General features: G+C 74.1%; 20 protein-coding genes and 1 pseudogene. 15 read left to right on the forward strand and 6 right to left on the reverse strand.

Annotated features, from left to right (window positions below; translation table 11 throughout):
- The 7 genes from ABT232_RS37085 to ABT232_RS37115 form a co-directional block, all read left to right on the forward strand.
- Positions 1-678 (forward strand): ABC transporter permease (locus tag ABT232_RS37085; RefSeq protein ID WP_351848870.1); only part of this gene is annotated, 678 nt, incomplete at its 5' end.
- Between the two features lie 118 nt (positions 679-796).
- Positions 797-1,711 (forward strand): ABC transporter permease, encoded by a 915-nt coding sequence (locus tag ABT232_RS37090; RefSeq protein ID WP_450871643.1) that lies wholly within the window; start codon positions 797-799, stop codon positions 1,709-1,711.
- Entirely contained in the window at positions 1,708-3,327 is a 1,620-nt protein-coding gene (locus ABT232_RS37095) for a dipeptide ABC transporter ATP-binding protein (protein WP_351848873.1), read from the forward strand. Before ABT232_RS37090 ends, ABT232_RS37095 begins: the two co-directional genes overlap by 4 nt.
- A 229-nt stretch (positions 3,328-3,556) precedes the next feature.
- Positions 3,557-5,386: a gamma-glutamyltransferase family protein gene (locus ABT232_RS37100; protein ID WP_351848876.1), complete on the forward strand. Its 1,830-nt coding sequence runs from the start codon at positions 3,557-3,559 to the stop codon at positions 5,384-5,386.
- Positions 5,387-5,476: 90 nt separating this feature from the next.
- Positions 5,477-6,325 carry an inositol monophosphatase family protein gene (locus tag ABT232_RS37105; protein ID WP_351848878.1) on the forward strand — a complete coding sequence of 283 codons (849 nt, stop codon included), beginning with the start codon at positions 5,477-5,479 and terminating at the stop codon, positions 6,323-6,325.
- Positions 6,326-6,477: 152 nt separating this feature from the next.
- Positions 6,478-7,890, forward strand: a complete 1,413-nt coding sequence (locus ABT232_RS37110; protein WP_351848881.1) for a phytoene desaturase family protein — start codon at positions 6,478-6,480, stop codon at positions 7,888-7,890.
- Positions 7,887-8,396, forward strand: a complete 510-nt coding sequence (locus ABT232_RS37115; protein ID WP_351848884.1) for an O-acetyl-ADP-ribose deacetylase — start codon at positions 7,887-7,889, stop codon at positions 8,394-8,396. Before ABT232_RS37110 ends, ABT232_RS37115 begins: the two co-directional genes overlap by 4 nt.
- Positions 8,397-8,402: 6 nt before the next feature.
- Here ABT232_RS37115 and ABT232_RS37120 read toward each other — a convergent pair whose 3' ends face one another.
- The 3 genes from ABT232_RS37120 to ABT232_RS37130 all read right to left on the reverse strand — a co-directional run bounded on the left by ABT232_RS37120 (position 8,403) and on the right by ABT232_RS37130 (position 11,733).
- Positions 8,403-9,281, reverse strand: coding sequence for a LysR family transcriptional regulator (locus tag ABT232_RS37120; protein ID WP_450871644.1), 879 nt, complete (start codon positions 9,279-9,281; stop codon positions 8,403-8,405).
- 828 nt (positions 9,282-10,109) lie between these two features.
- The gene (locus ABT232_RS37125) at positions 10,110-10,805 is read right to left on the reverse strand and encodes a type 1 glutamine amidotransferase domain-containing protein (protein ID WP_351848886.1); all 696 of its coding nucleotides are present in this window, start codon (positions 10,803-10,805) and stop codon (positions 10,110-10,112) included.
- A gap of 181 nt (positions 10,806-10,986) precedes the next feature.
- Positions 10,987-11,733: a DUF4142 domain-containing protein gene (locus tag ABT232_RS37130; protein WP_351848889.1), complete on the reverse strand. Its 747-nt coding sequence runs from the start codon at positions 11,731-11,733 to the stop codon at positions 10,987-10,989.
- A 252-nt stretch (positions 11,734-11,985) separates the two neighbouring features.
- Between ABT232_RS37130 and ABT232_RS37135 the strand changes: the two genes are divergently transcribed.
- Positions 11,986-16,014, forward strand: a complete 4,029-nt coding sequence (locus ABT232_RS37135; protein ID WP_351848892.1) for a glycoside hydrolase family 2 TIM barrel-domain containing protein — start codon at positions 11,986-11,988, stop codon at positions 16,012-16,014.
- Here the strand turns inward: ABT232_RS37135 and ABT232_RS37140 are convergent.
- Complete coding sequence (locus ABT232_RS37140) at positions 16,011-17,132, reverse strand: CapA family protein (RefSeq protein WP_351848895.1); 1,122 nt, start codon at positions 17,130-17,132, stop codon at positions 16,011-16,013. The genes ABT232_RS37135 and ABT232_RS37140 overlap by 4 nt on opposite strands.
- Before the next feature lie 102 nt (positions 17,133-17,234).
- Here ABT232_RS37140 and ABT232_RS37145 point away from each other — a divergent pair, with 102 nt between their 5' ends.
- The 4 genes from ABT232_RS37145 to ABT232_RS37160 all read left to right on the forward strand — a co-directional run bounded on the left by ABT232_RS37145 (position 17,235) and on the right by ABT232_RS37160 (position 21,334).
- Positions 17,235-17,882: a phosphoribosyltransferase gene (locus ABT232_RS37145; RefSeq protein ID WP_351848897.1), complete on the forward strand. Its 648-nt coding sequence runs from the start codon at positions 17,235-17,237 to the stop codon at positions 17,880-17,882.
- Between the two features lie 132 nt (positions 17,883-18,014).
- Positions 18,015-19,427: a dihydrolipoyl dehydrogenase gene (gene lpdA, locus ABT232_RS37150; protein ID WP_351848899.1), complete on the forward strand. Its 1,413-nt coding sequence runs from the start codon at positions 18,015-18,017 to the stop codon at positions 19,425-19,427.
- Positions 19,428-19,550: 123 nt separating this feature from the next.
- Positions 19,551-20,852, forward strand: a complete 1,302-nt coding sequence (locus ABT232_RS37155; RefSeq protein WP_351848902.1) for a hypothetical protein — start codon at positions 19,551-19,553, stop codon at positions 20,850-20,852.
- On the forward strand, positions 20,849-21,334 hold the full coding sequence (locus tag ABT232_RS37160; RefSeq protein WP_351848905.1) for a DUF7144 family membrane protein: 486 nt from the start codon (positions 20,849-20,851) through the stop codon (positions 21,332-21,334). The genes ABT232_RS37155 and ABT232_RS37160 overlap by 4 nt, the downstream gene beginning before the upstream one ends.
- Here ABT232_RS37160 and ABT232_RS37165 read toward each other — a convergent pair.
- Positions 21,315-21,677 (reverse strand): ArsR/SmtB family transcription factor, encoded by a 363-nt coding sequence (locus ABT232_RS37165; protein WP_351848907.1) that lies wholly within the window; start codon positions 21,675-21,677, stop codon positions 21,315-21,317. The genes ABT232_RS37160 and ABT232_RS37165 overlap by 20 nt on opposite strands.
- A 35-nt stretch (positions 21,678-21,712) precedes the next feature.
- On the opposite strand from ABT232_RS37165, the gene ABT232_RS37170 reads away from it, so the two are divergent.
- From ABT232_RS37170 to ABT232_RS37180, 3 genes are read left to right on the forward strand one after another with little or no spacing between them, the layout of a single operon-like run.
- Complete coding sequence (locus tag ABT232_RS37170) at positions 21,713-23,752, forward strand: heavy metal translocating P-type ATPase (protein ID WP_351848909.1); 2,040 nt, start codon at positions 21,713-21,715, stop codon at positions 23,750-23,752.
- A gap of 49 nt (positions 23,753-23,801) precedes the next feature.
- Positions 23,802-25,316, forward strand: coding sequence for an AlkA N-terminal domain-containing protein (locus ABT232_RS37175; protein ID WP_351848911.1), 1,515 nt, complete (start codon positions 23,802-23,804; stop codon positions 25,314-25,316).
- Positions 25,317-25,325: 9 nt separating this feature from the next.
- Entirely contained in the window at positions 25,326-25,823 is a 498-nt protein-coding gene (locus tag ABT232_RS37180; RefSeq protein ID WP_351848913.1) for a methylated-DNA--[protein]-cysteine S-methyltransferase, read from the forward strand.
- 7 nt (positions 25,824-25,830) lie between these two features.
- Here ABT232_RS37180 and ABT232_RS37185 read toward each other — a convergent pair.
- A pseudogene (locus ABT232_RS37185) lies at positions 25,831-26,130 on the reverse strand (hypothetical protein); the annotation flags it as partial.

Below are 26,130 nucleotides of genomic sequence, written 5' to 3' on the forward strand. Positions count from 1 at the left end.
GCCGACACCCTCGCCGACGCGCTGCCGCAGACTCTCCAGCTGGCCGGGGTCGCGCTGCCGCTCGCCGTGGCGGCCGGCGGCGCGCTGGCCCTGGCGTCGACCGCCACCCGGCGGCGCTGGCTGCGGCAGCTGCTGCTCTCGCTGCCGTCGGTCGGCATCTCCCTGCCCGCCTTCTGGGTCGGCCTGATGCTCGTCCAGCTCTTCTCGTTCCGCCTCCCGCTCTTCCCCGCCTACGGCAACGACGGCGCGGCCGGACTGGTGCTGCCCGCGGTGACGCTGGCGGTGCCGGCCGCGGTCCTGGTCGCGCAGGTGCTGGCGAAGAGTCTCCAGACGGTGCTCGACGAGCCGTATGTGCAGACCGCCCGCGCCAAGGGGGCGGGGCGGGCCCGGGTGCACTTCCGGCACGCGCTGCGCAACGCGTCGCTGCCCGCGCTCACCGTCGTCGGTGTCCTCGCGGGGCAGCTGACGGCCAACGCCGTCGTGGTGGAGAACGTCTTCTCCCGCAACGGCCTCGGCCGGATCACCACGGACGCGGTGACCGTGCAGGACATCCCGGTGGTGCAGGGCGTGGTGGTGTTCGGCGCGCTGGTCTTCGTCCTCGTCAACCTCCTGGTGGACCTCGCCGGTCCGCTGCTCGATCCCCGGATCGTGCACGCCGGGGCGGGGAGGCCCGCGTGAGCCGCTCCCGCCCCCGTCGTCCCCGCCCGGCGCGGCCGCACGCAGCGGCCGGCGCCATGTCCGCACGAAGGAGGCGACCGTGACCGGTCCGTCGTCACTCCCGGTGGAAGGAAGCCCCGTGACGGAGGCGCTGATCACCGGCCGGCCGGCCGACGCGGACCGTCCGCGCCCCGCACCGCCGTCCCCACCCGCGGCCGCCCGGCGCGGCGCACCCCGCCTCGCACGCTTCCTGCTGCACCGCCCCGGCCTGGTCCTGTCCCTGCTCCTGGTGGCCGCGGTCCTGCTCGCCGCGTTCTGGCCCGGCCTGTTCACCGGCCAGGACCCACTGCGCGGCACCTCCACCGAGATCCTTCGACCTCCTGGCGCCCGGCACTGGTTCGGCACCGACCAACTGGGCCGGGACCTGTACGCGCGGGTGGTGCACGGAGCCGCGCTCTCGCTCAAGGCCACGCTCATCGCGGTGGCCGTGGCGTTCGTCGCGGGCACCGGTCTCGGGCTCGTCGCGGGCTTCGCCGGCGGTGCCGTCGAGGCCGCCCTGATGCGGCTCGTCGACGTACTGCTCGCCGTACCCGGCCTGTTCCTGTCGCTCGCGGTGATCACGGCGCTCGGCCGGGGCACCGTGAACGTGGCGCTCGCCGTCGGCCTCGCCAGCGTCGCGGGATTCGCGCGGGTCATGCGGGCCGAGGTGCTGCGGGTGCGCCACACCGCCTATGTGGAGGCGGCCCGCCTCTCCGGCGCCCGCTGGTACACGGTCCTGGGCCGGCACGTGCTGCCGAACGCCGCGGGCCCCGTGCTCGTCCTCGCGACCCTCGACCTCGGCACGGCCGTACTGTCCGTGTCCTCACTCAGCTTCCTCGGCTTCGGGGCACCGCCGCCCGAACCCGAGTGGGGCACTCTGATCGCCGACGGCCGGGACTACCTGGCCGACGCCTGGTGGGTGTCCACGCTCGCCGGCCTGACCGTCGCGGCCCTCGTCCTGGCGGTCAACCGCATCTCCCGTGCCCTGGACGGCGAATGGACGGCCCACCGATGAACGATCCCGCGCTGCTGTCCCTGCAAGGGCTGCGCGTCTCGTACCGCACGCGCACCGGCCCGGTGAACGCCGTGCACGACCTCGACCTCGACATCGCCCCCGGCGAGATCGTCGCGCTCGTCGGGGAGTCGGGATCCGGCAAGAGCACCACGGCACACGCGATCACCGGCCTGCTGCCCCCGGGCGGACGGATCGAGGCCGGACGCGTCCGGTTCGCCGGACAGGACCTCGCCGCACTGCCCGAGAAGGAGCTGCGGGCCGTCCGCGGCGCCGGGATCGGACTGGTCCCGCAGGACCCGGCCGTCTCCCTCAACCCCGTCCAGCGCATCGGCCGCCAAGTGGCCGAGGTACTGCGCATCCACGGCCTCGCGGCGCGGACCACCGTGCACGACAGGACACTCGAACTGCTCGGCCGGGCCGGACTGCCCGACCCGGCCACCCAGGCCCGGCGCTACCCGCACGAACTGTCCGGCGGCATGCGCCAGCGCGCCCTCATCGCCATCGCCCTGGCCGGCGATCCACGGCTGATCATCGCCGACGAACCCACCAGCGCCCTCGACGTCACCGTGCAGCGAGGCATCCTCGACCACCTTCAGGCCCTCGCCCGGGACTCCGGCACCGCCGTCCTGCTGGTCACCCACGACCTGGGTGTCGCGGGCGACCGGGCCGACCGGATCGCCGTCATGTCCAAGGGCACGATCGTCGAGTGCGCGCCGGCCGGCCGTCTGCTCGACGCACCCACCGAGCCCTACACACGCCAACTCCTCGGCAGCGTGCCCCGCCTGGACGCCGTCCCCATCGCCCCGCCACCGCCGCCCACCAGCCGTCCTCCGCTGCTGAGGGCCGAACACCTCACCAAGGACTTCCCGCTGCCACGCTCCGCCGGCGGAGCCCGCACCCTGCGGGCCGTCGACGACGTCGCGGTCACCGTGCACCGCGGCGAGACGGTCGCCCTCGTAGGAGAGTCCGGCTCCGGCAAATCGACCACCGCCCGGCTGATCCTGCGCCTGCTGCCCGCGGACGCGGGCCGCGTCCACTTCGACGGCGACGACGTCACCGAGGCCCGTGGCACCCGGCTCCGCGCACTGCGCCGCCGGGCCCAGCTCGTCTACCAGAACCCCTACACCTCGCTGGACCCGCGGATGACGATCGCCGACATCGTCGGTGAGCCCCTGCGCGCCTTCCGCGTGGCCGACCGGGCCGGCCGGACCAAGCGCGTGGCCCAACTGCTCGACCGGGTCGCGCTGTCCACCGCGTTCCTGGAGCGCAGACCGGCCGAACTCTCCGGCGGCCAGCGCCAGCGCGTGGCGATCGCCCGCGCCCTGGCGCTCTCCCCGGACCTCGTCGTGTGCGACGAGCCGGTCGCGGCCCTCGACGTCTCGGTCCAGGCACGCATCCTGAGCCTCCTCGCGGAACTGCAGGCCGAGACCGGTGTGGCCTACCTCTTCGTCTCCCACGACCTGGCCGTGGTCCGGCAGATCGCCCACCGCGTGATGGTCATGCGAGGCGGACGCGTCGTGGAGACCGGCGCGGCGGACGACCTCTTCCGCGCCCCGGCCCACCCCTACACCCGCGACCTGCTGGCCGCGGCCCCGGGCCGGGCCCGGACCGGGTGACCGATGAGGCCCCGTCGGGCGTGGGCTCTGTCGGGCGTGGGCTCCCTCGGCCGCGGGACCTTCGGCCGTGCGCTCTGTCGGCCGCGGGTCCTTCGGCCGTGGGCTTCGTCGGCCGGGGCTCCGTCGTTCGGCCGGTGGGCTCCGCCGGCCGGGGGCTGGGCTCCCGGCGGCCGGGACGAGAAGGTAGCGTCCCTTCGCCCGCCGACGTCCACCCGCACCGAGGTCAGGTATGCACTTCACGACTCGCCCCACCCTCAGTGGCACCTTCGGCATGGTGTCCTCCACCCACTGGCTGGCCTCCCAGTCCGCGATGGCCGTCCTGGAGGACGGCGGCAACGCCTACGACGCGGCCGTGGCGGGGGCGTTCGTGCTGCACGTGGTCGAACCGCACCTCAACGGACCGGCCGGCGAGGTACCCGTCCTCATCGCCCCGGCCGGCGGCCAGGTACGGGTGCTGTGCGGCCAGGGCGTCGCGCCCGCCGGGGCCACGGTCGCCCACTACCGCGGCCTCGGCCTGGACCTCGTCCCCGGCACCGGACCGCTCGCCGCCGCCGTGCCCGGCGCCTTCGACGCCTGGATGCTGCTGCTGCGCGACCACGGCACCAAGTCCCTCGCCGACGTCCTGAAGTACGCCATCGGCTACGCCGAGCACGGCCACGCACCTGTGGAACGCGTCGGCGAGACCGTCGAGACCGTACGCGAGCTGTTCGAGACCGAGTGGACCACCTCGGTCGAGGTCTACCTGCCCGGCGGCCGGCCGCCCCGCCCCGGCGAGCTGCTGCGCAACCCCGCCCTCGCCGCCACCTGGCGGCGGCTGCTCGCGGAGGTCTCGGGCGCCGGGGACCGGGAGGCGCAGATCGAGGCGGCGCGGCAGGTCTGGCGGACCGGGTTCATCGCCGAGGCCCTCGTGCGCCAGGCCGCCCGCCCCACCCTCGACACCAGCGGCGAGCACCACACCGGCACGCTCACCGCCGACGACCTCGCCGGCTGGTCCGCGACCTACGAGGCGCCGGCGACGTACGACTGGAACGGCTGGACCGTGTGCAAGGCCGGGCCCTGGAGCCAGGGCCCGGTCCTCCTCCAGCAGCTCGCCCTGCTCCCGCCGGAGCTGCCCGCGTACGGCTCCGCCGACTACGTCCACCTGCTCGTCGAGGGCTGCAAGCTCGCCATGGCCGACCGGGAGGCCTGGTACGGCGACGCCGCCGAGGTGCCGCTCGACGCCCTGCTGTCGGACGCCTACAATGCCGGGCGGCGGGCGCTGATCGGCGAGCGGGCCTCGTACGAACTGCGGCCCGGCAGCCCGGACGGGCGCACCCCGAGGCTCAGCGCGCACGCGCACGTGGTCGCCACCGACGTGCCCGAATTCAATCCGATGGGCGTCGGCGAGCCGACCGTGGCCAAGCCGCCGACCTCCCCTGTGCCCGGCGAGCCCCTGGTCGCCCCGGACGGCGCGACTCGCGGCGACACCTGCCACCTCGACGTCGTCGACCGCTGGGGCAACATGGTCGCCGCCACGCCCAGCGGCGGCTGGCTCCAGTCCAACCCCGTCGTCCCCGAACTCGGCTTCCCGCTCGGCACCCGGCTCCAGATGACCTGGCTGGAGGAGGGCCTGCCCAACTCCCTCACCCCCGGCCGCCGCCCCCGCACCACCCTCACCCCCTCGATCGCGCTGCGCGACGGGGTACCGGTGCTGGCCTTCGGCACGCCCGGCGGCGACCAGCAGGACCAGTGGCAGCTGCACTTCCTCCTGGCCGTCGCCCTGCGCCCGCCGGTGCGCGGCGGCCTCGACCTGCAAGGCGCGATCGACGCCCCGAACTGGCACAACGACAGCTTCCCCGGCTCCTTCTTCCCGCGTGGCATGCGGCCCGGCAGCCTGACGGTGGAGTCCCGCACCGACCCGGCCGTCGTCGGGGAACTGCGGCGGCGCGGCCACGACGTGACGGTGGGCGGCGCCTGGTCCGAGGGGCGGCTGTGCGCGGTCGCCCGGGACCCGCGGACCGGCGTGCTCTCGGCGGCGGCGAACCCGCGGGGGATGCAGGGGTACGCGGTGGGCCGCTGACGGGCGGCACCACCGCCGCGTTCATACCGATTCCACCGTGAGTGCACCGGCAGGGTGGGGATTGTCAGTGGCGCGTGCTCTCATGGAGACATGATCGAAGAGAACGAAACCATCGACGAGTTTCTCGCCGGACACGCGGCCGACGTGGAGCAGGCGGTCCGCAAGGCCGCCGCCCAGGAGATCATGCCGCGCTTCAGGCAGCTGGCCGCGCACGAGATCGACCAGAAGAGCGGCCCGCACGACCTGGTCACGGACGCCGACCGCAAGGCCGAGCTGTACCTCACCGAGGAGCTGTCCACGCTGCTGCCCGGTTCCGTCGTGGTCGGCGAGGAGGCCGTGCACGCCAACCCCGCGACCTACGGGGCGATACGGGGCGACGCCCCGGTCTGGATCGTGGACCCGGTCGACGGCACCCGGCAGTTCGTGCACGGCGACGACGGCTTCTGCACCCTCGTCGCCCTCGCCCACCGCGGCGTGGTGCTCGCCTCCTGGACCTTCGCGCCCGTCCGTGACCAACTCGCCACCGCGATCAAGGGCCAGGGCGCCCACCTGAACGGCGAGCGGCTGTACGCCGGTCCGCCCACGCCCGGCCGGGACCTGCGCGTCGCCACCTCCCACCCGGACTACACCACGGACGAGCAGAAGCGCGCCCTGCTCGCCCTGCGCACCGAGGGCGTCGCCCCCCGCCCGTGCGGCTCGGCCGGACTGGAGTACCTGGCCGTCGCCCGGGGCGAGTCCGACGCCACCGCCTTCAGCTGGGAAGCCGCCTGGGACCACGCGGCGGGCCTGCTGCTCGTCGAGGAGGCGGGCGGGGCCCACCTGACCCGCACCGGCGAACCGTTCCGGATCACCGGTGGCAACGTCCTGCCGTTCACCGCGGCCCGCGACACGGCGACCGCCCGCCGGGTGGCGGCGCTGCTGGCCACACCCGCGGCCTGACCGGACGGCCACGCCCCGCGGCCTGACCGGACGGCCAGCGCCGGTGTCGTGTGCGGCCCGCGCGGGTCCCCGCCGACCGGGGCCGCAGAGGGCCCGGCATATCCTGAACCCCAGTGGCCATCGGCTGACGAAGGAGCCCGAAGGTGCCGTCGATGCTCGATGTGGTCGTGGTGGGAGCGGGGCCGAACGGACTGACGGCCGCCGTGGAACTGGCCCGCCGCGGCTTCTCCGTGGCCCTCTTCGAAGCGCGCGGCACCGTCGGCGGGGGAGCCCGCACCGAAGAGCTGACCCTGCCCGGCTTCCGCCACGACCCGTGCGCCGCCGCCCACCCCCTCGGCATCAACTCGCCCGCCTTCCGCGACCTCCCGCTGGAGCGCTACGGCCTGCGCTGGCTCCAGCCCGCCCTGCCCATGGCCCACCCCTTCCCCGACGGCACCGCCGCCGTGCTGTCCCGCTCGGTGGCGGAGACCGCCGCGTCCTTCGGACCGCGCGACGCGGGCGCGTACCGCAGACTGGTCGGCCCGTTCCTGCCCCGCTGGGACACCCTCGCCCGGGACTTCATGTCGCTGCCGCTCACCGCGCTCCCGCGCGACCCGGTGACCCTCGCCCGCTTCGGCCTCGCCGGACTGCCCCCGTCGACCTGGCTGACCCGCCGCTTCCACGACGAGCGCGCCAAGACCCTGTTCGCCGGGCTCGTCGCCCACGTCATGGCCCCCCTCACCGGCCTGGCCACCAGCGCCATCGGCCTGGTCTTCGCCCTCGCCGCGCACGCCCGCGGCTGGCCGGTGGCCCAGGGCGGCTCCCAGTCCATCTCGGACGCGCTCGCCGCCTACCTGAAGGACCTCGGCGGCACCCTCCACACCGACTACGAGGTCAAGCGCCTCGACGACCTGCCGCCCGCCCGCGCCTACGTCTTCGACACCTCGCCCACCGCCCTGGCCCGGATCGCCGGCTTCGGCCGCTTCTACGACGGCTTCCGTTACGGCCCCGGCGTCTTCAAGATCGACTACGCGCTGGACGGCCCGGTCCCGTGGACCGCGCCCGAGGCGCGCACCGCCGGCACCGTGCAGATCGGCGCGGACAGCGCGGAGATCGGCACCGCCCTGCGCGCCGCCTCCCGAGAGGGCCGCGCCCCCGACAGGCCGTTCCTGATCACCGTGCAGCCGAGCGTCGTCGACCCGACCCGCGCCCCCGCCGGAAAGCACACCTTCTGGGCCTACGGGCACGTGCCGCACGGCTGGACCGGCGACCTCACCGACGCCGTCGAACGCCAACTGGAGCGCTTCGCGCCCGGGTTCCGCGACCGCGTCCTCGCCCGCGCCACGGCCGGCCCGCCCGAACTGGCCGTCCGCAACGCCAACTACGTCGGCGGCGACATCGCCACCGGCGCGGTCTCCGGGCTCCAGGTCCTGCTGCGCCCCCGGCTGACACTGTCCCCGTACCGCACCCCGCACCCGGCGGTATTCATCTGCTCGTCCGCCACCCCGCCCGGCCCCGGCGTGCACGGCATGTCGGGGCACAACGCCGCGAAGGCCGTCTGGAGAAAGCTGAGAAGCACATCATGACCACGCTCACGCTCGTCCGGGGCGACATCACCCGCGAGAGCGTCGACGCCATCGTCAACGCGGCCAACTCCTCGCTGCTGGGCGGCGGAGGCGTCGACGGCGCCATCCACCGGCGGGGCGGCCCCGCGATCCTGGAGGAGTGCCGCAGGCTGCGCGCCTCCTCCTACGGCAAGGGCCTGCCCACCGGCCGCGCGGTCGCCACCACGGCGGGCGCGCTGGACGCGCGCTGGGTCATCCATACCGTGGGTCCCGTGCACAGCGCCACCGAGGACCGCTCGGACCTGCTCGCCTCCTGCTACCGGGAATCGCTGCGCGTCGCCGGCGAGTTGGGCGCCCGCACCGTCGCCTTCCCGGCGATCTCCACCGGCGTCTACCGCTGGCCCATGGAGGACGCGGCGCGGATCGCCGTGGCCACCGTGCGGGCCGCGCGGACCTCGGTCGAGGAGGTCAGGTTCGTCCTCTTCGACGAGCGGGCCCACGAGGCGTTCGCCGCGCAGGTCGGCTGACGCGTCTCACCAGCCGCGCCCCGCCTCCAGCAGCAGGTCCCGGACGCGGATCACGTCCGGGTTCTCCGAACGGCCCGGGCGCTGCACGAGATAGCCGGTGTTGATCGGCGGGTCCGCCGGTTCGAGCAGCGGCACCAGCGCGCCGGAGGCCAGCTCGGCCTCGCACAGATAGCGCGGCAGCACGGTGAAACCGGCGCCCGCGACGACCGCCGCGAGCACCCCGCGCAGATCCGGGACGGTGACGGCGGCGGGGTGGGACAGCCGGGTGCCGAAGACATGGCGCCAGTAGCGGCGGGCGATGGGCAGGTCCTCGGCGTAGCTGACGAGTGGGACGGCGCGCAGGACGCCGGGACCGTCGGCGGCGAGCCGGTCCACCAGACGGTCGGCCCAGACCGGCGCCGCGACCAGCACGAACTCCTCGTCCATCAGCGGCAGGGCGGTCAGGGCCCGGCCGCGCGGCCGGTAGGTGGCGATCACCAGGTCGTGGCGGCCGGCGCGCAGCTCCTCCAGCAGTGCGTCGGTCAGGCCCAGCGTCACCCGCAGGCGCAGTCCGGCGGCGGCCGGCGGGGCGAGGGCCGGGAGCACCCGGGCGCACATCAGCTCGGCGGGGCCGGCCAGATGCACCGGCGCCGCCTCCTCGTCCTCATCGGTGTCCTGTCCGGTGGCGGCGGCGAGGGCGTCGAGGGGCGCGGCGACCCGGGCGGCGAGGTCGTGCGCGACGCTGGTCGGCGCGACCCCGCGCGGCAACCGCTCGAACAGCTCCCGCCCGGTCTGCCGCTCCAGCGCCCGAATCTGCGTGGTCACCGTCGGCTGCGACACCCCGAGCAGCCCGGCGGCGGCGGTGAACGAACCGGAGCGGTACACCGCCAGGAAGGTCCGCAGCACATTCAGATCCACCCCGGCCGGCCCACCGGCACCCCGCAGCCCGAGGCCCTTCCCCGAGCCACTGTCCGCCCCTGCGGAACGGCCGGCGGGTGGTGTGGAGCGGCCGACGGGGTGCGCCGAGCCGCGGGCCCGGCCGGCTGAGCCGCGGACGGACCCTGTCGAGCGGCCGGTCGGCTCCGGCGAGCTGTTGGCGGGACCTGCCGGGCCGCCATCCGACCCCGTCGAGCTGCCGCCCGGCCCTGCTGGGCCGCCGGTCGGATTCGTGGGGCCGGTGGCCGGGCCTGCCGGGCCGCCGGTCGGATCCGTAGGGCTGCTGCTCGGGCCTGCCGGGCCGCCGGTCGGATCCGCAGAGCCGGTGGCCAAATTCGCCGGGCCGCCGGTCGGATCCGTGGAGCCGGTGACCGGCCGTGCCAGCCCGCCGGTCGGTTCCGTAGAGCAGCCGCCCGGACCTGCCGGGCCGCCGGTCGGATGCGTGGAGCCGGTGGCCGGACCCGCCGGGCCGATGGGCGCAGTCGTCGGGCTGCCGCCCCGCCCCGCGGAGGCCTCGCCCGGACCCGCCGAGCTGCCTACCGGCTCCGCCGAGCCGCTGGTGAGACCAGCCGCGCCGCCGGCCGCACCCGTCGACCCCCTACCCGCCTCCGGCGCCCCTTCGTCCGCCCCGTCGGAGCCCTCCGGGCCGCCCGAGGCTCCTCGGCCATCGAACTTCCTATGCCTCACCCGACCAAGCCTAGCCGCGTCCTATGGCGCCGCCAGGTGGCCGCACCCCCCGGCGATGGCTCGGCGGGGGCTCGGCGGGGCTCCTCCGTCCGCCGGGCGGAGACTGCCGGCTCAGCCCAGCCTCTTCAGCAGTTCCTCCGCCAGCGGCGCGGACGACGCCGGGTTCTGGCCGGTGATCAGGGTGCGGTCCACGACGACCTTCGGTGCCCACGGTTCGCCGGCCTCGACGTCCACCCCGGCCTCGGTCAGCCGGGTCTGGAGCAGCCAGCGTGCCTTGTCCGCCAGGCCGCCCTGCTTCTCCTCGGCGTCGGTGAACGCGGCGACCCGGTAGCCGGCGAAGGCGTTGGAGCCGTCCTGGCGTACCGCGGCCAGCAGGGCGGCCGGGCCGTGGCAGACCACGCCCAGCGGCGTGCCGGACTCCAGCGCGTCGATCAGCAGCCGCCCCGAGGTGGCGTCGACGGCGAGGTCCTCCATCGGGCCGTGACCGCCGGGGTAGAACACGGCCGCGTACTCGCCGAGGTCGACGTCCTCCAGCCGGATCGGCTGCCGCAGCTCGGCCATCGCGTCCAGCGCGCGGGCCAGGCGGTCGGCGGCCTCCTGGCCCCCGTTCACCTCGGCGGCCAGGCTGCCCTTGTCCACGGGGGGAACGACGCCGCCCGGCGTGGCGACGACGACCTCGTGACCGGCGGCCTTGAACGCCTCGTACGGGGCGACGGCCTCCTCCGCCCAGAAACCGGTGGGGTGCAGGGTGCCGTCGTTCAGCGTCCAGTGGTCGGCGCCGGTCATCACGAAGAGGATCTTCGACATGGTGTGTCTCTCCCGAGAGCGGTGGGCTTCACCCCGACGCTGCGGAGGCAGGTCGTCGGGGCGGCGATGTCGTCGAAGGTAGGCCTGCCCGTGACGGCGTTTCCAATGCGGAATCCAATGCCCGGCATAGGGATGCCGATGGATCGCGGGGAATAGGAGTTTCCCCAGGTCGGCGGCCCTGTCAGCGTGAGGTGGGCGCGGGCGTCGGGGACGGCGAGGCGGTGTTGATGTTCAGGTCCGGGCGCGGCGCGAGGGCGAGCACCGGCGCGCCCGGCTGCGGCGGGGGCGGGGTGAGCTGGTCCTGGGGCAGCTTCGGCGGTGTGGTCTGCTGGAAGTTCACCTGCTCGTGATTGACCAGTCCGGTCTTCTCCAGCACGGTGATGTGGTCGAGCACCGTGTCGTTGGCCTGGTCGGCGAGTTCCCGGACCAGGCTGTTGCGGGTGTTGGCCCGGATCTTGGCGACGGTCGGGAAGATCTGCCCGTGCGTCACCCGCATGATGGTGACCGCCGTGGAGTCGAACTGCCGGCCGGACTCCGCCGCCGCGGTCGCCACGAACTGCTGCTGCTGGGGACTGGCCTGGTTGGGCAGGGTGATGCCCAGCTCCGGCGCGATCCGGCGGCAGGTGGCGTCCAGCCGGGAGTGGCCGACGATCAGATGCGCGCCGGCCTCCTTCATCTCCGGGGTGGTCCCCCGCTGCATCGCCAGCTCGCCCAGCGGGTACTCCCACAGACCCGCCGCCCGGACCTTGACCACGAAGTCGCGGTCGGCCTCGGTCAGCGGCCCGAACCGGGTGTTGGCGATGATGCGGTCCGCCGACGTGGCCGTGTTCTCCACCCCGAGCATGGCGGGATACGCGAGGGCGGCCAGGGTCAGACCCAGCGCGCCGAACACGAAGACGCTTCCTGCCGTGTTGCGGGACATCCGCATGCTGCCTCCTGACGCGAGCACCTGTACGCCAGGAGGTACGCAAAAGTCGGGCGATCCGATCAGCCGACCGGAGAATTCTTTTCCCGGAGACCGGCTTCCGCCGACTGGCCCAACAGAATGCCACAGACAGCGACAGCCTCGTTGCTTCGATTCTGTTGGGGTTTTAGTGTGACCGAGGCTCAGAAGTCCCCAGGGGAACCCGAGTTGAGGGGGCCACGAGCGGAGGGGTCCGTCCCGAGGAAGGTCACGGTCATGCCGCACCCGCACGTGCCTCACGCCCATCACCCCGAAGCCCTCGCAGCTCACGCAACCTTCGAAGCTCACGCAGCCTCCGAAGCCCTCGCGTCGCCGGCCGCCCGCCCGATCGTCAGCCGCCGCCGGCTGCTCGAAGGCGGAGCCGCCGCACTGGGCGCGCTCGCCCTGTCCGTGCCCGGTGCCGCGTACGCCGCCGACGGACCGGCCGCCGCGCCCGCCGCCGATCCGGCCGCCGATCCCGACGGCACCCCGGAGTGGAACGCCGGCCTCACCGTCTTCCGGCTGGGCTCCGAGCCGCCGCACACCACGCTGATGCCGTACGCCGACCTGGAGCAGGCCCTGGCCGGGGACCGCACCCGCTCGCCGTACCGGCTGAGCCTCGACGGCACCTGGAAGTTCGCCCACGCCGAGCGGCCCGCCGACCGCGACCCCGACTTCCACCGCACCGACCTCGACGACGGCGACTGGGACACCCTGCCCGTCCCGTCCGTGTGGCAGCTGCACGGCTACGACCGGCCGATCTACCTCAACGTCACCTACCCCTACTGGGGCCCCAACGGCCTCGGCGAGGACCCGCGGCCGCCGGCCGCGCCGACCCGCTACAACCCCGTCGGCCAGTACCGCCGTACCTTCACCGTGCCCAGCTCCTGGTCCGGCCGCCGCACCTTCCTGCACTTCGAGGGCGTCAAGTCCGCCCACTACGTGTGGATCAACGGCCGGCTCGTCGGCTACCACGAGGACTCCTACACACCCGCCGAGTACGACATCACCCCGTACCTGAAGTCCGGCACCAACCAGATCGCGGTGGAGGTCTACCGCTACTCCGACGGCGACTGGCTGGAGGACCAGGACATGATCCGGCTGAGCGGCATCTTCCGCTCGGTCCACCTCTACTCCACGCCCACCGTGCACCTGCGCGACTTCAAGCTGGACACCCCGCTCAGCGACGACTGCACGGCCGCCGAGCTGAAGGTCACCGCGCACATCCGGGACTACGGCGACAGCGCCGAGGGCGGAGCCGGCCGCGCATCCCGTGGACGGTACACCGTCGACGTCATGCTGTACGACGCCGCCGGACGACCCGTCTGGCGCCGCCCCCTCCAGCGGTCCGCCGACGTCCCCGCCGGCGGCGAGGCCACCGCCGAGGCGGCCCGGGCGGTCCCCGACCCCCGGCTCTGGTCGGCCGAGCACCCGTACCTCTACACCGCCGTCCTCCAGCTCCGCGACCCCTCCGGAAAGGTCGTCGAGACGCTGTCGCACCGGGTCGGCCTGCGCGAGTTCGCGCTCAAGGACGGGCTGATGCGGATCAACGGCAAGCCCGTCTCCTTCCGCGGCACCAACCGCCACGAGATGCACCCCGACCGCGGCACCGCGCTCACCCGCGCGGACCTCGTACGGGACATCGAGCTGATCAAACGGCTGAACATCAACAGCGTCCGCACCTCGCACTACCCCAACAACCCGCTGTGGTACGAACTCGCCGACGAGTACGGCCTCTACCTCGTCGACGAGACCAACCTGGAGACCCACGGCATCAGGAGCCAGTACCCGGGCAGCCACCCCGAGTGGACCGAGGCCTGCCTCGACCGCGCCCGCAACATGGTCCACCGCGACAAGAACCACGCCAGCGTCGTCATCTGGTCGCTGGGCAACGAGGCGGGCGGCGGCAGCACCTTCAACGCCATGCACGACTGGATCCGCTCCTACGACCCCACCCGGGTCATCCAGTACGAGGGCGACGACCGCCCGGGCATCAGCGACATCCGCTCCGAGATGTACGACACCCCCGCCCGTGTCGAGGCCCGCGCCCAGGACACCACCGACACCCGGCCGTACGTGATGATCGAGTACTCCCACGCGATGGGGAACTCCAACGGCAACCTCAAGAAGTACTGGGACCTCGTCCGCCGCCACGACGTCCTCCAGGGCGGCTGGATCTGGGACTTCGCCGACCAGTCGCTCACCTGGCCCACCCCGGCGCGCAACCTGTTCACCGAGACCGGCCCGGCCCGCCTGAAGGGCGAGATCCTCGCCGCGTCCGGCACCTTCGACCGGGCCGAGGGCCTGTCCGGCGGCACCGTCTTCGCCCGCGACCGCCGCCTCGACCTCACCGGCTCGCTCACCCTCGAAGCCTGGATCACCCCCAAGGTGACCGGCTACCACCAGCCGATCCTCGCCAAGGGCGACACCCAGTACGCCCTCAAGCAGACCGACGGGAAACTGGAGTTCTTCATCCACGGCGACGGCCAGTGGGTCAGTGCGAACTGGCCGCTGCCCGCCGACTGGACCGGCACCGAACACCATGTCGCGGGCGTCTTCGACGCGGACGCCGGCACCCTCACCCTGTACGTCGACGGCGAGATCAGGGCCACCCGCACCACCACCCGGCGCCCCGGCGTCACCACCGCGCCCCTCGCGCTCGCCACCGACGCCGACCACCAGACCCGCGAGTTCAGCGGCACCGTCCGCCGCGCCCGGGTGTACGCCCGCGCCCTCACCGCCGCCGAACTCGCCTCCGACCGCCGCGGTCCCGGCGACGACGGCGTGCGGTTCTGGTTCGACGCGGCCACCGTCGGCCACACCGAACGCCGGCCCCGGCAGAAGACGTTCTACGCCTACGGCGGCGACTGGGGCGACAACCCCAACGACGGCAACTTCGTCGCCGACGGCATCGTCACCGCCGACCGCGGACACACCGGCAAGGCCGCCGAGGTCAAGCGCGTCCACCAGGCCATCCACGCCGCCCCGGCCGACGGCGGCCCCGGCACCGTCACCCTCACCAACGAGTACCTGTTCACCAACCTCCGCGCCTACGACGGCTCCTGGGCCCTGGTCGCCGACGGCAGGACCGTCCAGCGCGGCACCCTGACCCGCGCCCAGCTGGACGTGCCCCCGCTGTCCACGAAACGGATCACCCTGCCCGTACGGCTGCCGGAGCGGCGGGCCCCCGGCACCGAGTACTTCCTGGAGCTGTCCTTCACCACCAAGGAGCGCACCCCCTGGGCCGACGCAGGCTTCGAAGTGGCCCGCGCGCAGCTCGCCCTGGACGCCGGCAGCCCCGAGGTGACCCCGGTGCCGCTCGCACGCGTGCCCGCGCTGCGCCACACCGACGGCGAACGGCGGATCACCGTCACCGGCGACGACTTCGCCGTCACCGTCGACAAGGGCCGCGGCGTCATCACCTCCTACGAGGCCGGAGGCCGGTCCCTGATCGTCTCGGGCCCCGCGCCCAACTTCTGGCGGGCCCCCACCGACAACGACAAGGGCAACGGCCAGCACATCCGCAACCAGACCTGGCGCGACGCCGGAGCACGGCGCACCGTGGCGGACGTGCGGGTGCGCGCCCTGAGCGACCGGGCCGTGCGGATCACGGTCGCCGGCACCCTGCCGACCACCACCGTGTCGACGTACACCACCACCTACACCGTCTTCGGCAACGGCGAGATCAAGGTCGACCACACCCTGCACCCGGGCGCGGCGAGCCTGCCGTACCTGCCGGAGGTCGGCAGCCTGCTGTTCCTGCCCGGGCGGCTGGAGCGGCTGCGCTACTACGGGCGCGGCCCCGAGGAGAACCACTGGGACCGCAACGACGGCACCGACGTCGGCGTGTACTCCGGAACCGTCTCCGGGCAGTGGACGCCGTACATCCGACCGCAGGAGAACGGGAACAGGACCGACGTCCGCTGGATCGCGCTCACCGGCGCCGACGGCACCGGGCTGCTGGTCACCGGTGAGCCGCTGCTGGAGGTCAACGCCTCCCACTTCACCCCCGAGGACCTGTCGCTCGGGGTGCGCCACGACTACCAGCTCACCCCGCGCGAGGAGGTCGTGCTGCGGGTGAACCACCGGCAGATGGGCGTCGGCGGCGACAACAGCTGGGGCGCCCACACCCACGACGAGTACAAGCTGTTCGCCGACCGCGACTACGCCTACACCTACCGGCTGCGGCCGCTCCACGACGTCGACGACGCGATGAGGGCCTTCCGACGGCCCACCGCCGACACCGTCGCCGCGCACGAGGCCTAGAGGCCGTCCCCGCCCGACGGCACCGCCTCCAGGGTGCCGTCGGGGCCGGGGACGACGGCGAGGCCGACCGCGAAGGCGTCGAGCGTCGTGCGCAGCCAGGCGCGGTCGTCGGCGGTCGGGTGCTCCAGCCGCATCCGCCGCGCCCGCAGCGGCACCAGCCGCAGCCCGCGCAGCCGCCCGGTCGCCGCCTCCACCGACACCAGGAACATCAGCCGCAGGTCGTCGCGGTACTCCTCGTAGCCGGTGATGCCCTCGTAGTCGTCGACGAAGTCCCCGCAGCCGTACAGCACCAGCCGGTCCCGGTACCGCTCGACGCGGCGCGGGTGGTGCGAGGAGTGGCCGTGCACCACGTCCACCCCGCCGTCCACCAGGGCGTGCGCGAAGCGGACCTGGTCGCGCGGGACGCGATGTCCCCAGTTCGATCCCCAGTGCACCGACACGACCACCACGTCACCGGGCCGCCGCACCCGTCCCACCCGGCGCAGCACCGCCTCGGCGGCGGCGGGCGAGGGCGCCGGCACATGGGCGACCCCCGGCCGCTCCTCGGTCGCCGTCCAGCCCGGCGGCACACCGCTGGAGGTCATGCCGAGCGCGAGGACCAGCACCCGGGCGCCCGCGCCGACCTCCACCACGGCCGGCGCGTACGCGGCCTCCGCGTCCCGGCCCGCGCCCGCCGTGCGCAGCCCGGCCCCGGCCAGCGCGTCCAGGGTCTCGGTGAGGCCCGCGCGGCCGAAGTCCAGCACATGGTTGTTGGCCAGCACGCACACGTCCGGGCGGGCCACCGTGAGGGCGGGCAGGTTCGCCGGGTGCATCCGGTAGTGCACCGCCTTGCCGGGCGCGAACGCGCCGTCCGCGGTGACGGCCGTCTCCAGGTTCAGGATCCGGGCGTCCGGTGCGACCCGCGCCAGCACCCCCAGCGCCTCGCCCCACGGCCACGACCAGTCGACCGGCGCCGGCACCGGCCCGTTCGCCGCCTCCGCCAGCTCCACATAGCCCCGCGCGTCGCGCACGTAGTCCTCCCGCAGCCCCGGGTCACCGGGGTGCGGCAGGATCTGGTCGACGCCGCGCCCGAGCATCACGTCCCCGCACAGGAACAGCGTCACGACACCGCCTTCCACGCTTCCACCGTAGAACCCGACGGGCACGTGTGGCTCGCCTCGCGGGGGAAACCCGGGGCCCGTGAGGGACGTACTCGAAGGGCGACCGGACGGGGGCGGGTCATGACCACGCGTTTCCACAACCGCACACACGCCGGGCAGGAACTGGCCGAGCATCTGCGCATCCTCCAGGAGAAGGGGCTCCTGCCGCACCCGGTCGTCCTCGCCCTGCCACGTGGCGGCGTCACCGTGGCCCAGGAGGTCGCACGCGCCCTCGGCGCCCCGCTCGACGTGCTCGTCGTCCGCAAGATCGGCGCCCCGTTCCACGAGGAGTTCGGGGTGGGCGCCATCGCCGGTGACGAGCCGCCGCTGTTCGACCCGCGCTCCCTGGAGCAGACCGGCCTCACCGAGGAGGACCTCGCCCCGGTGGTGGCCCGCGAACGGACCGAGCTGCGCCGCCGCGAGGAGCGTTACCGCCAGGGCCGCCCGGCGCCCGAGCTGACCGGCTGCACCGCCATCCTCGTCGACGACGGACTGGCCACCGGCGCCACCGCCCGCGCCGCCGTGCGCGCGGTGCGCGTCCGGCAGCCCGAGCGGGTGGTGGTCGCCGCGCCGGTGTGCTCCGGCGAGGCGGCCGAACTGCTGCGCGGCGAGGCCGACGACGTGGTCTGCCTGCACCGGCCCAGCCCGTTCCACGCGGTCGGCCTCTGGTACGAGGACTTCGCCCAGCTGACCGACGACGACGTCCTGAACGCCCTGCACGGCGGTTAGCGCCGGGTCCCCCGTGGACTCCGCCGCTGAGACGTCGCCCACCCCGGGCCGCAGCCGGTGGCGTGCGGCGGTGCGGGGCGGAACAATCCGACTGCACGCACAGCTCGCACCGCACCGAAAGGGATCTTCCGCATGGACGAGCAGGACGAGCGGTTCGACGTCGTCGTACTCGGGGCCGGCCCCGGCGGGTACGTCGCCGCCATCCGCGCCGCCCAGCTGGGCAAGCGCGTCGCCGTCGTCGAGGAGAAGTACTGGGGCGGCGTCTGCCTGAACGTCGGCTGCATCCCCACCAAGGCCCTGCTGCGCAACGCCGAGCTGGCGCACATCGTCACCAAGGAGGCGAAGACCTTCGGCATCAAGGTGGACGGCACGGTCTCCTTCGACTACGGCGAGGCCTTCCGGCGCAGCCGCAAGGTCGCGGACGGCCGGGTCAAGGGCGTCCACTACCTGATGAAGAAGAACAAGATCACCGAGTTCGACGGCCGCGGCACCTTCCTCGACCCGCACACCCTCCAGGTCACCGACTACGAGGGCACCACCCGCAGCATCGGCTTCGAGCACTGCATCATCGCCACCGGCGCCACGCCCAAGCTGCTGCCCGGCACCAAGCGCAGCGCACGCGTCGTGACGTACGAGGAGCAGATCGTCGCCGAGGAGCTGCCGCGGTCGATCGTCATCGCGGGTGCCGGCGCCATCGGCATCGAGTTCGCGTACGTCCTGCACAACTACGGCGTGAAGGTCACCGTCGTCGAGTTCCTGGACCGGGTCGCCCCGCTGGAGGACGCCGAGGTCTCCGCCGAACTCGCCAAGCAGTACAAGCGCCTCGGCATCGACGTGCTCACCTCCACCCGCGTCGACGCCATCGACGAGTCCGGCGCGCAGGTCCGGGTCACCGTCACCGCCAAGGACGGCTCCCAGCAGGTGCTGGAGGCCGACAAGGTGCTCCAGGCGATCGGCTTCGCGCCCAATGTGGACGGCTACGGCCTGGACAAGACCGGGGTCCGGCTCACCGAGCGCGGCGCGATCGACGTCGACGGCCGCTGCCGCACCTCCGTGCCGCACATCTACGCCATCGGCGACGTCACCGCCAAGCTGATGCTGGCGCACGCCGCCGAGGCGATGGGCGTGGTCGCGGCGGAGACCATCGCCGACGCGGAGACCATGGAGCTGGACTACGCGATGATCCCGCGCGCCACCTTCTGCCAGCCGCAGATCGCCAGCTTCGGCTACACCGAGGCCCAGGCCCGCGACCTCGGCCACGACGTGAAGGTCGCCAAGTTCCCGTTCACCGCCAACGGCAAGGCGCACGGCCTCGGTGACAGCACCGGCTTCGTGAAGCTGATCAGCGACGCCAAGTACGGCGAGCTGCTCGGCGGCCACCTGATCGGCCCGGACGTCACCGAGCTCCTGCCCGAGCTGACCCTGGCCCAGCAGTGGGACCTCACCGTCCACGAGGTGGCCCGCAACGTGCACGCCCACCCGACGCTGAGCGAGGCGGTCAAGGAGGCCGTGCACGGACTCGCCGGACACATGATCAACTTCTGAGTTCCGGGCGCGCGGGCCGTTCACCCGGACGGCCCGCACCGCTCGCCGCCGCCCCGCCGACGCGTTGTGCTGTCTCCCACCGGTTCCCTTCACGGGTCCCTCGACGGACGATGCGGAGACGCCATGTCGGACAGCGGTGCCGCTGGGGCGGATGCCTCCCGGGCGGAGCTGGAACAGCTGCGGGCCCGTGTCGCGTCCCTGGAGGCCGAACGCGCCCGGCGCCCCGCCCGGCACCGGTGGCGGTCCTTCACCGCCGCCGTGCTGATCGTCCTCGGCTGCCTGCTCGCCCCGCTCGGCGCCGTGGCCGCCTGGACCGCCGACATCGTCGGCGACACCGACCGCTACGTCGAGACCGTCGCCCCGCTCGCCCGTGACCAGGACGTGCAGCGGGCCGCCGCCACCCGTGTCACCGACGCCGTGATGAGCCGCCTCGACCTGCCCGCCCTGCTCCAGGAGGTGGCCCCCGCCGACCGTCCCCTGGTGGACAAGGCGCTCGGTCAGCTCGGCGACACCCTGGAGGACGCCGTCCGCAGCTTCGTCCAGGACAAGGCGCAGGCCATCGTCGCCTCCGACGTGTTCGCCCGGATCTGGACCGACGCCAACCGCCGGGTGCACGCCGCCGTCGACGAGGCGCTCACCGGCGGCGGGGGAGCGATCCGGCTGAAGGACGACGCGGTGACCGTCGATCTCGCCCCGCTCGTCGAGGAGGTCAAACAGCGCCTGGTCGACGACGGACTGTCGGCCGCGAGCAGGATCCCCACCGTCCACACCGACTTCACCGTCTTCCAGGCCGAGGACATCGGCCGGCTCAAGACCTGGTTCCGGCTGCTGCAACTGGCCGGTTTCTGGGTGCCCGTGCTCGCGCTGCTGCTGATCGTGGGCGGCGTGCTGCTCGCCACCCACCGCCGCCGCACCCTGATCGTCGCCTCTCTCGCCTTCGCCTTCGCCACGCTGATGCTGGGCGTCGCCGTGACCGTCGCCCGGGTGATGTACCTCGACGCCCTCCCGTCCGGCGTCTCCGAGCCGGCCGCCGCGTCCGTCTACGACATCCTGGTCCGCTATCTGCGCACCTCGGTGCGGACCGGGGTGGCCCTAGGCGTGGTGGTGGCCCTCGCCGCCTGGCTGACCGGCCCCGGACACCGGGCCGGCCTGGTCCGGCGGCTGTGGTACTCCGGCATCGGCGCGGTCCGCTCGACCGCCGACCGGGCCGGGCTGCGTACCGGGCCCGTGGGGCCGTTCGTCCGCCGGTTCCGCGTCTGGATCGGCTGGCTCCTCGTCGCGGGCGCGGTCCTCGCCTACGCCCTGTGGCCCTACCCGACCGGCTGGGTCGTCATCGGCCTCGCCCTGGCACTGCTCTTCGCGCTCGGGGTGGTCGCGTTCCTCGAGGACGGCGACGGCCGGGACACCGAAAGGACAGCGGTATGAGCCAGGAGAAGGCCCCACGGCCGCAGAGCGAGATCGGCACCGCCTGGACCGCCGAGCGGCGCCGGCCCGGGGCGGGGACACCGCCGCCGCCCACCACCGAGGGCCTGCGCACCGGCGGTCTCGTCGTCGCCGGGGTGCTGATGCTGTGCGGCGGGGTGCTCGCGGTGCTCCAGGGCGTCGCGGCGATCGCCGGGGACGACGTCTACGGCCGGATCGGCAGCTACGTCTACGGACTCGACCTCACCGGCTGGGGCTGGATCCACCTCGTGCTGGGCGCCCTGGTGGCCGCCACCGGCTGGGGCGTGCTCGTCGGCGCCGGCTGGGCCCGGACGGCCGGCGTCCCGCTGATCTCGGTCAGCCTGGTCGCGCAGTTCCTGTTCCTGCCGTACGTGCCGCTGTGGTCGATCGTGATGATCGCGATCGAGGTGTTCGCGCTCTGGGCGCTGGTCACCCGGTCCGGCGCTACTCCGCGGCGTCGCTGATCCCGAGCCGCAGATGCTCGACGTGGTACACGGCCTGGTCGAGGAGTTCGGCGACATGGTGGTCGTGCAGCGCGTAGACCACCGACCGGCCGCGCCGCTCACCCACCACCAGCCCGAGATTGCGCAGCAGCCGCAGCTGGTGCGAGCAGGCCGACTGCTCCATGCCCACCTCGGCGGCCAACTCGGTGGCCGGCAGCGGCCCTTCGCGCAGCCGGGCGAGGATCAGCAGCCGGGAGGGCGTGGACAGGGCCTGGAGGGTGGTGGCCACCTTCGCCACGTTGTCCGCGTCGAGTCGGACGCGCTCGGGGGCGCTCTGCGCGGGGGTGACGGCTCCATGACCCATGGCGAGTATCTTACCCACCGTACATGAACGAATGAATGAGTCTTCATGTGTTCCTGTATGGTGACCGCGTGTCCGCGACTCTCGCTCCCCAGCCGACCCCCGTCCGCGCCCCGGCGGCACCCGGCCGCCGCACCCGCCTCCTCGCCCTGCCCGAGGCCCGCTGGGCCCTCACGGCGCTCGTCGCCTTCCTGCTGGGCCTCGCCCTCGACCTGGGCGGAGCGCCCGCCTGGGCCCACGGGATCCCGTATGCCGTCGCCTATCTCGCGGGCGGCTGGGAGCCCGCCCTGGAAGGGCTGCGCGCCCTGCGCGAGAAGACCCTCGACGTCGACCTGCTGATGATCGTCGCCGCGCTCGGCGCCGCCGCGATCGGCCAGGTCCTCGACGGCGCCTTGCTCATCGTCATCTTCGCCACCTCCGGCGCCCTGGAGGCCCTGGCCACCGCCCGCACCGCCGACTCCGTGCGCGGCCTGCTCGACCTCGCCCCCGGCACCGCCACCCGGATCGCCGACGACGGCACCGAGCAGACCGTGCCCACCGCCGAACTCGCCGTCGGCGACCTGCTGCTGATCCGCCCGGGGGAGCGGATCGGCGCCGACGGCACGGTCCTGGACGGCACCAGCGAGGCCGACCAGGCCACCATCACCGGCGAACCCCTCCCCGTCGTCAAGCGCCCCGGCGACGAGGTCTTCGCCGGCACCCTCAACGGCACCGGCGCGCTGCGCGTCCGCGTCGACCGCGACCCGGCCGACTCCGTCATCGCCCGGATCGTCACCCTGGTCGAGGAGGCCTCCCGCACCAAGGCGCCCACCCAGCTGTTCATCGAGAAGATCGAACAGCGCTACGCGGTCGGCGTGGTGGCCGCCACCCTCGCCGTCTTCGCCGTCCCGCTGCTCTTCGGCGCGGAGCTCACCGACGCCCTGCTCAGGGCCATGACCTTCATGATCGTCGCCTCGCCGTGCGCGGTCGTCCTCGCCACCATGCCGCCGCTGCTGTCCGCCATCGCCAACGCCGGCCGGCACGGCGTGCTGGTGAAGTCGGCCGTGGCGATGGAACGCCTCGGTGAGATCGACACCGCCGCCCTCGACAAGACCGGCACCCTCACCGAAGGCGCCCCCGAGGTCACCGACGTACGGCCGCTGCCGGGCTCCGGACTCGACGCGGCCGGGCTGCTGGCCCTCGCCGCGGCGGCCGAGCATCCCAGCGAGCATCCGCTGGCCCGCGCGATCGTGGCCGCCGCCCGCGCGCGGGACCTGCGCATCGCGGCGGCGGAGGACTTCACGGCGACACCGGGGCACGGGATCACGGCGACGGTGGACGGCCGACGGGTGACGGTCGGCCGTATGCAGGATGCGGTGGACAGTACGCGGTCCACGGACTCAGGCACGGGCGCCGCCGAACCCTCCGATCCCGCGGGTCCCGTCGATGTCGCCGGAGGCCACCGCGGCGCCACCCTCGTCACCGTCACCCGCGACGGCGTCCCCGTCGGCACCCTCGCCCTCACCGACCGGCTGCGCCCCGACGCGGCCGCCACCACCGCCGCCCTCACCGCCCTCACCGGCACCGCCCCCGTCCTGCTCACCGGCGACAACGCGGACACCGCCGCCCGGGTCGCCGAGGCCACCGGGCTCACCGACGTCCGCGCGGAGCTGCTGCCCGAGGACAAGGTGAACGCCGTGCACGCCGTCCAGCGAACCGGCCGCAAGGTGCTGTTCGTCGGCGACGGCGTCAACGACGCCCCCGCCCTCGCCGCCGCCCACTCCGGCATCGCCATGGGCCGCGCCGGCTCCGACCTCGCCCTGGAGACCGCGGACGCCGTCGTGGTCCGCGACGAACTCGCCGCCGTCCCCGCCGTCGTCCGCCTGTCCCGCGCCGCCCGCCGCCTGGTCGTGCAGAACCTGGTCGTCGCCGGCACCTTCATCACCGTCCTCGTCGTCTGGGACCTGGCCGGCCACCTGCCGCTGCCGCTCGGCGTCGCCGGGCACGAGGGCTCCACCGTGCTGGTCGGGCTGAACGGGCTGCGCCTGCTGCGCGAGTCCGCGTGGCGATCCGGGCCGGTGCAGGACAGCCGAGGTTGATGTCGGATTCTCGCCAGCTCGCATGCGTCCGGTACCGGATGCTGGACGCATGCAGACGGCGATGCACACCGACACCGAGCGCTGCGTACGCGCGGTCCAGTCCAAGGACGCCCGCTTCGACGGCTGGTTCTTCACCGCCGTCCTGACCACCCGGATCTACTGCCGGCCCAGCTGCCCGGTCGTCCCGCCCAAGCCGCGGAACATGGTGTTCTACCCGAGCGCCGCCGCCTGCCAGCAGGCCGGCTACCGCGCCTGCAAGCGCTGCCGCCCGGACACCAGCCCCGGCTCGCCGGAGTGGAACCAGCGCGCCGACCTCGTCGCCCGCACGATGCGGCTGATCGCCGACGGCGTCGTGGACCGCGAGGGCGTCCCCGGCCTCGCCGCCCGGCTCGGCTACAGCACCCGGCAGATCGAACGCCAGCTGCTCGCCGAACTGGGCGCGGGACCGCTCGCCCTCGCCCGCGCCCAGCGCGCCCAGACCGCCCGCCTGCTCATCGAGACGACGGCGCTGCCGATGGCCGAGATCGCCTTCGCCGCCGGCTTCGCCTCCATCCGCACCTTCAACGACACCGTCCGCGAGGTCTTCGCCCTCAACCCCAGCGAGCTGCGCGCCCGCGCCCCGCGCGTGCACACCGCGGGCACCCCCGGCGTCCTCTCCCTGCGCCTGCCGTTCCGCGCGCCCCTCAACCCCGACAACCTCTTCGGCCACCTCGCCGCGACCGCCGTCCCCGGCGTCGAGGAATGGCTCCCCCACAGCCCGAACGGTGTGGGCGGTGCCCCCACCGGCGCCTACCGCCGCACCCTGCGCCTCCCGCACGGCCACGGCATCGCCGCCCTGTCCCCGCGCCCCGACCACATCGCCTGCCGCCTCACCCTCGGCGACCTGCGCGATCTGCCCGTCGCCATCAGCCGCTGCCGCCGGCTGCTCGACCTGGACGCCGACCCGGTCGCCATCGACGACCAGCTGCGCACCGATCCGCTGCTCGCCCCGCTGGTCGACAAGGCCCCCGGGCGCCGGGTGCCGCGCACCGTCGACGAGGCCGAGTTCGCCGTCCGCGCCGTCCTCGGCCAGCAGGTCTCCACGGCCGCCGCCCGCACCCACGCCGCCCGTCTGGTCGCCGCGCACGGCGAGCCGGTCGACGACCCCGAGGGCGGTCTCACCCACCTCTTCCCCTCGGCCGAGGCGCTGGCCGCGGTCGACCCCGAGACGCTGGCGATGCCCCGCACCCGCCGCACGACGTTCACCACCCTCGTCGGCCGGCTCGCCGACGGCTCGCTCCACCTGGGCGTGGAGAGCGACTGGGCCCAGGCCCGCGCCCGCCTGCTGGAACTGCCCGGCTTCGGCCCCTGGACGGTCGACGTCATCGCCATGCGCGCGCTCGGCGACCCCGACGCCTTCCTCCCCACCGACCTCGGCATCCGCCGCGCCGCCCGCGACCTCGGCCTGCCCTCCACCCCGGCGGCGCTCACGGCCCGCGCGGCGGCCTGGCGGCCCTGGCGGGCGTACGCCGTCCAGTACCTGTGGGCGACCGACAGCCACCCCATCAACTTCCTTCCGGTCTGAGGACGTTCCATGAAGCAGCACACCGTGATCGACAGCCCCTACGGCCCCCTGACCCTGGTCGCCGACGACGGCGTCCTGTGCGGCGTCTACATGGAGAACCAGCGCCACCGCCCGCCCCAGGAGTCCTTCGGCCCACCCGCCGACAGCCGCCTCGCCGAGCGCTCCTTCGCCGAGGCGGAGGAGCAGCTGGAGGCCTACTTCGCGGGCGAGTCGACAGAGTTCACCGTCCCGCTCCGGCTGCACGGCACCCCGTTCCAGCGCACCGTCTGGGACCACCTGCGCACCATCCCGTACGGCGAGACCCGCACCTACGGCCAACTCGCCGCCGCCCTCGGCAACCCCAAGGCGTCCCGCGCGGTCGGCCTCGCCAACGGGAGGAACCCGATCGGCATCATCGTGCCCTGCCACCGCGTCGTCGGCGCCGACGGCAGCCTCACCGGCTACGGCGGCGGCGTGGACCGCAAGCGCCGCCTGCTGGACTTCGAACGCGGCACGGCCCTGTTCTGACGCACCGTCAGCCGTCCAGCAGCGCCCATCGCACCGCCGCGACGGCGCCCAGCAGCAGGGCCGGCGCCACCCACACCCACCGCGCCGCCCGCAGCGCCCACACCGGCAGCCACAGCGCCGCCGCGGCGGCGGACGCCGAGACACCGAGCAGGCTTCCCGCCCGGCGGGTCGGAGGAGGACATGTCCTCCCCGCCACCTGGACCGCGGCATCCCTAGGGGGCGTCTCGCCGATCATGCCGGGCTCCCGGCGCCTGGCACCGCGCCTCGCCGCGTTGTCGTCGGTTGCCATGGCTCCGCCATGCCGCCC

Origin of the sequence: Streptomyces sp. NPDC001532, from assembly GCF_040298625.1 — a bacterium.
Lineage (GTDB): Bacteria > Actinomycetota > Actinomycetes > Streptomycetales > Streptomycetaceae > Streptomyces.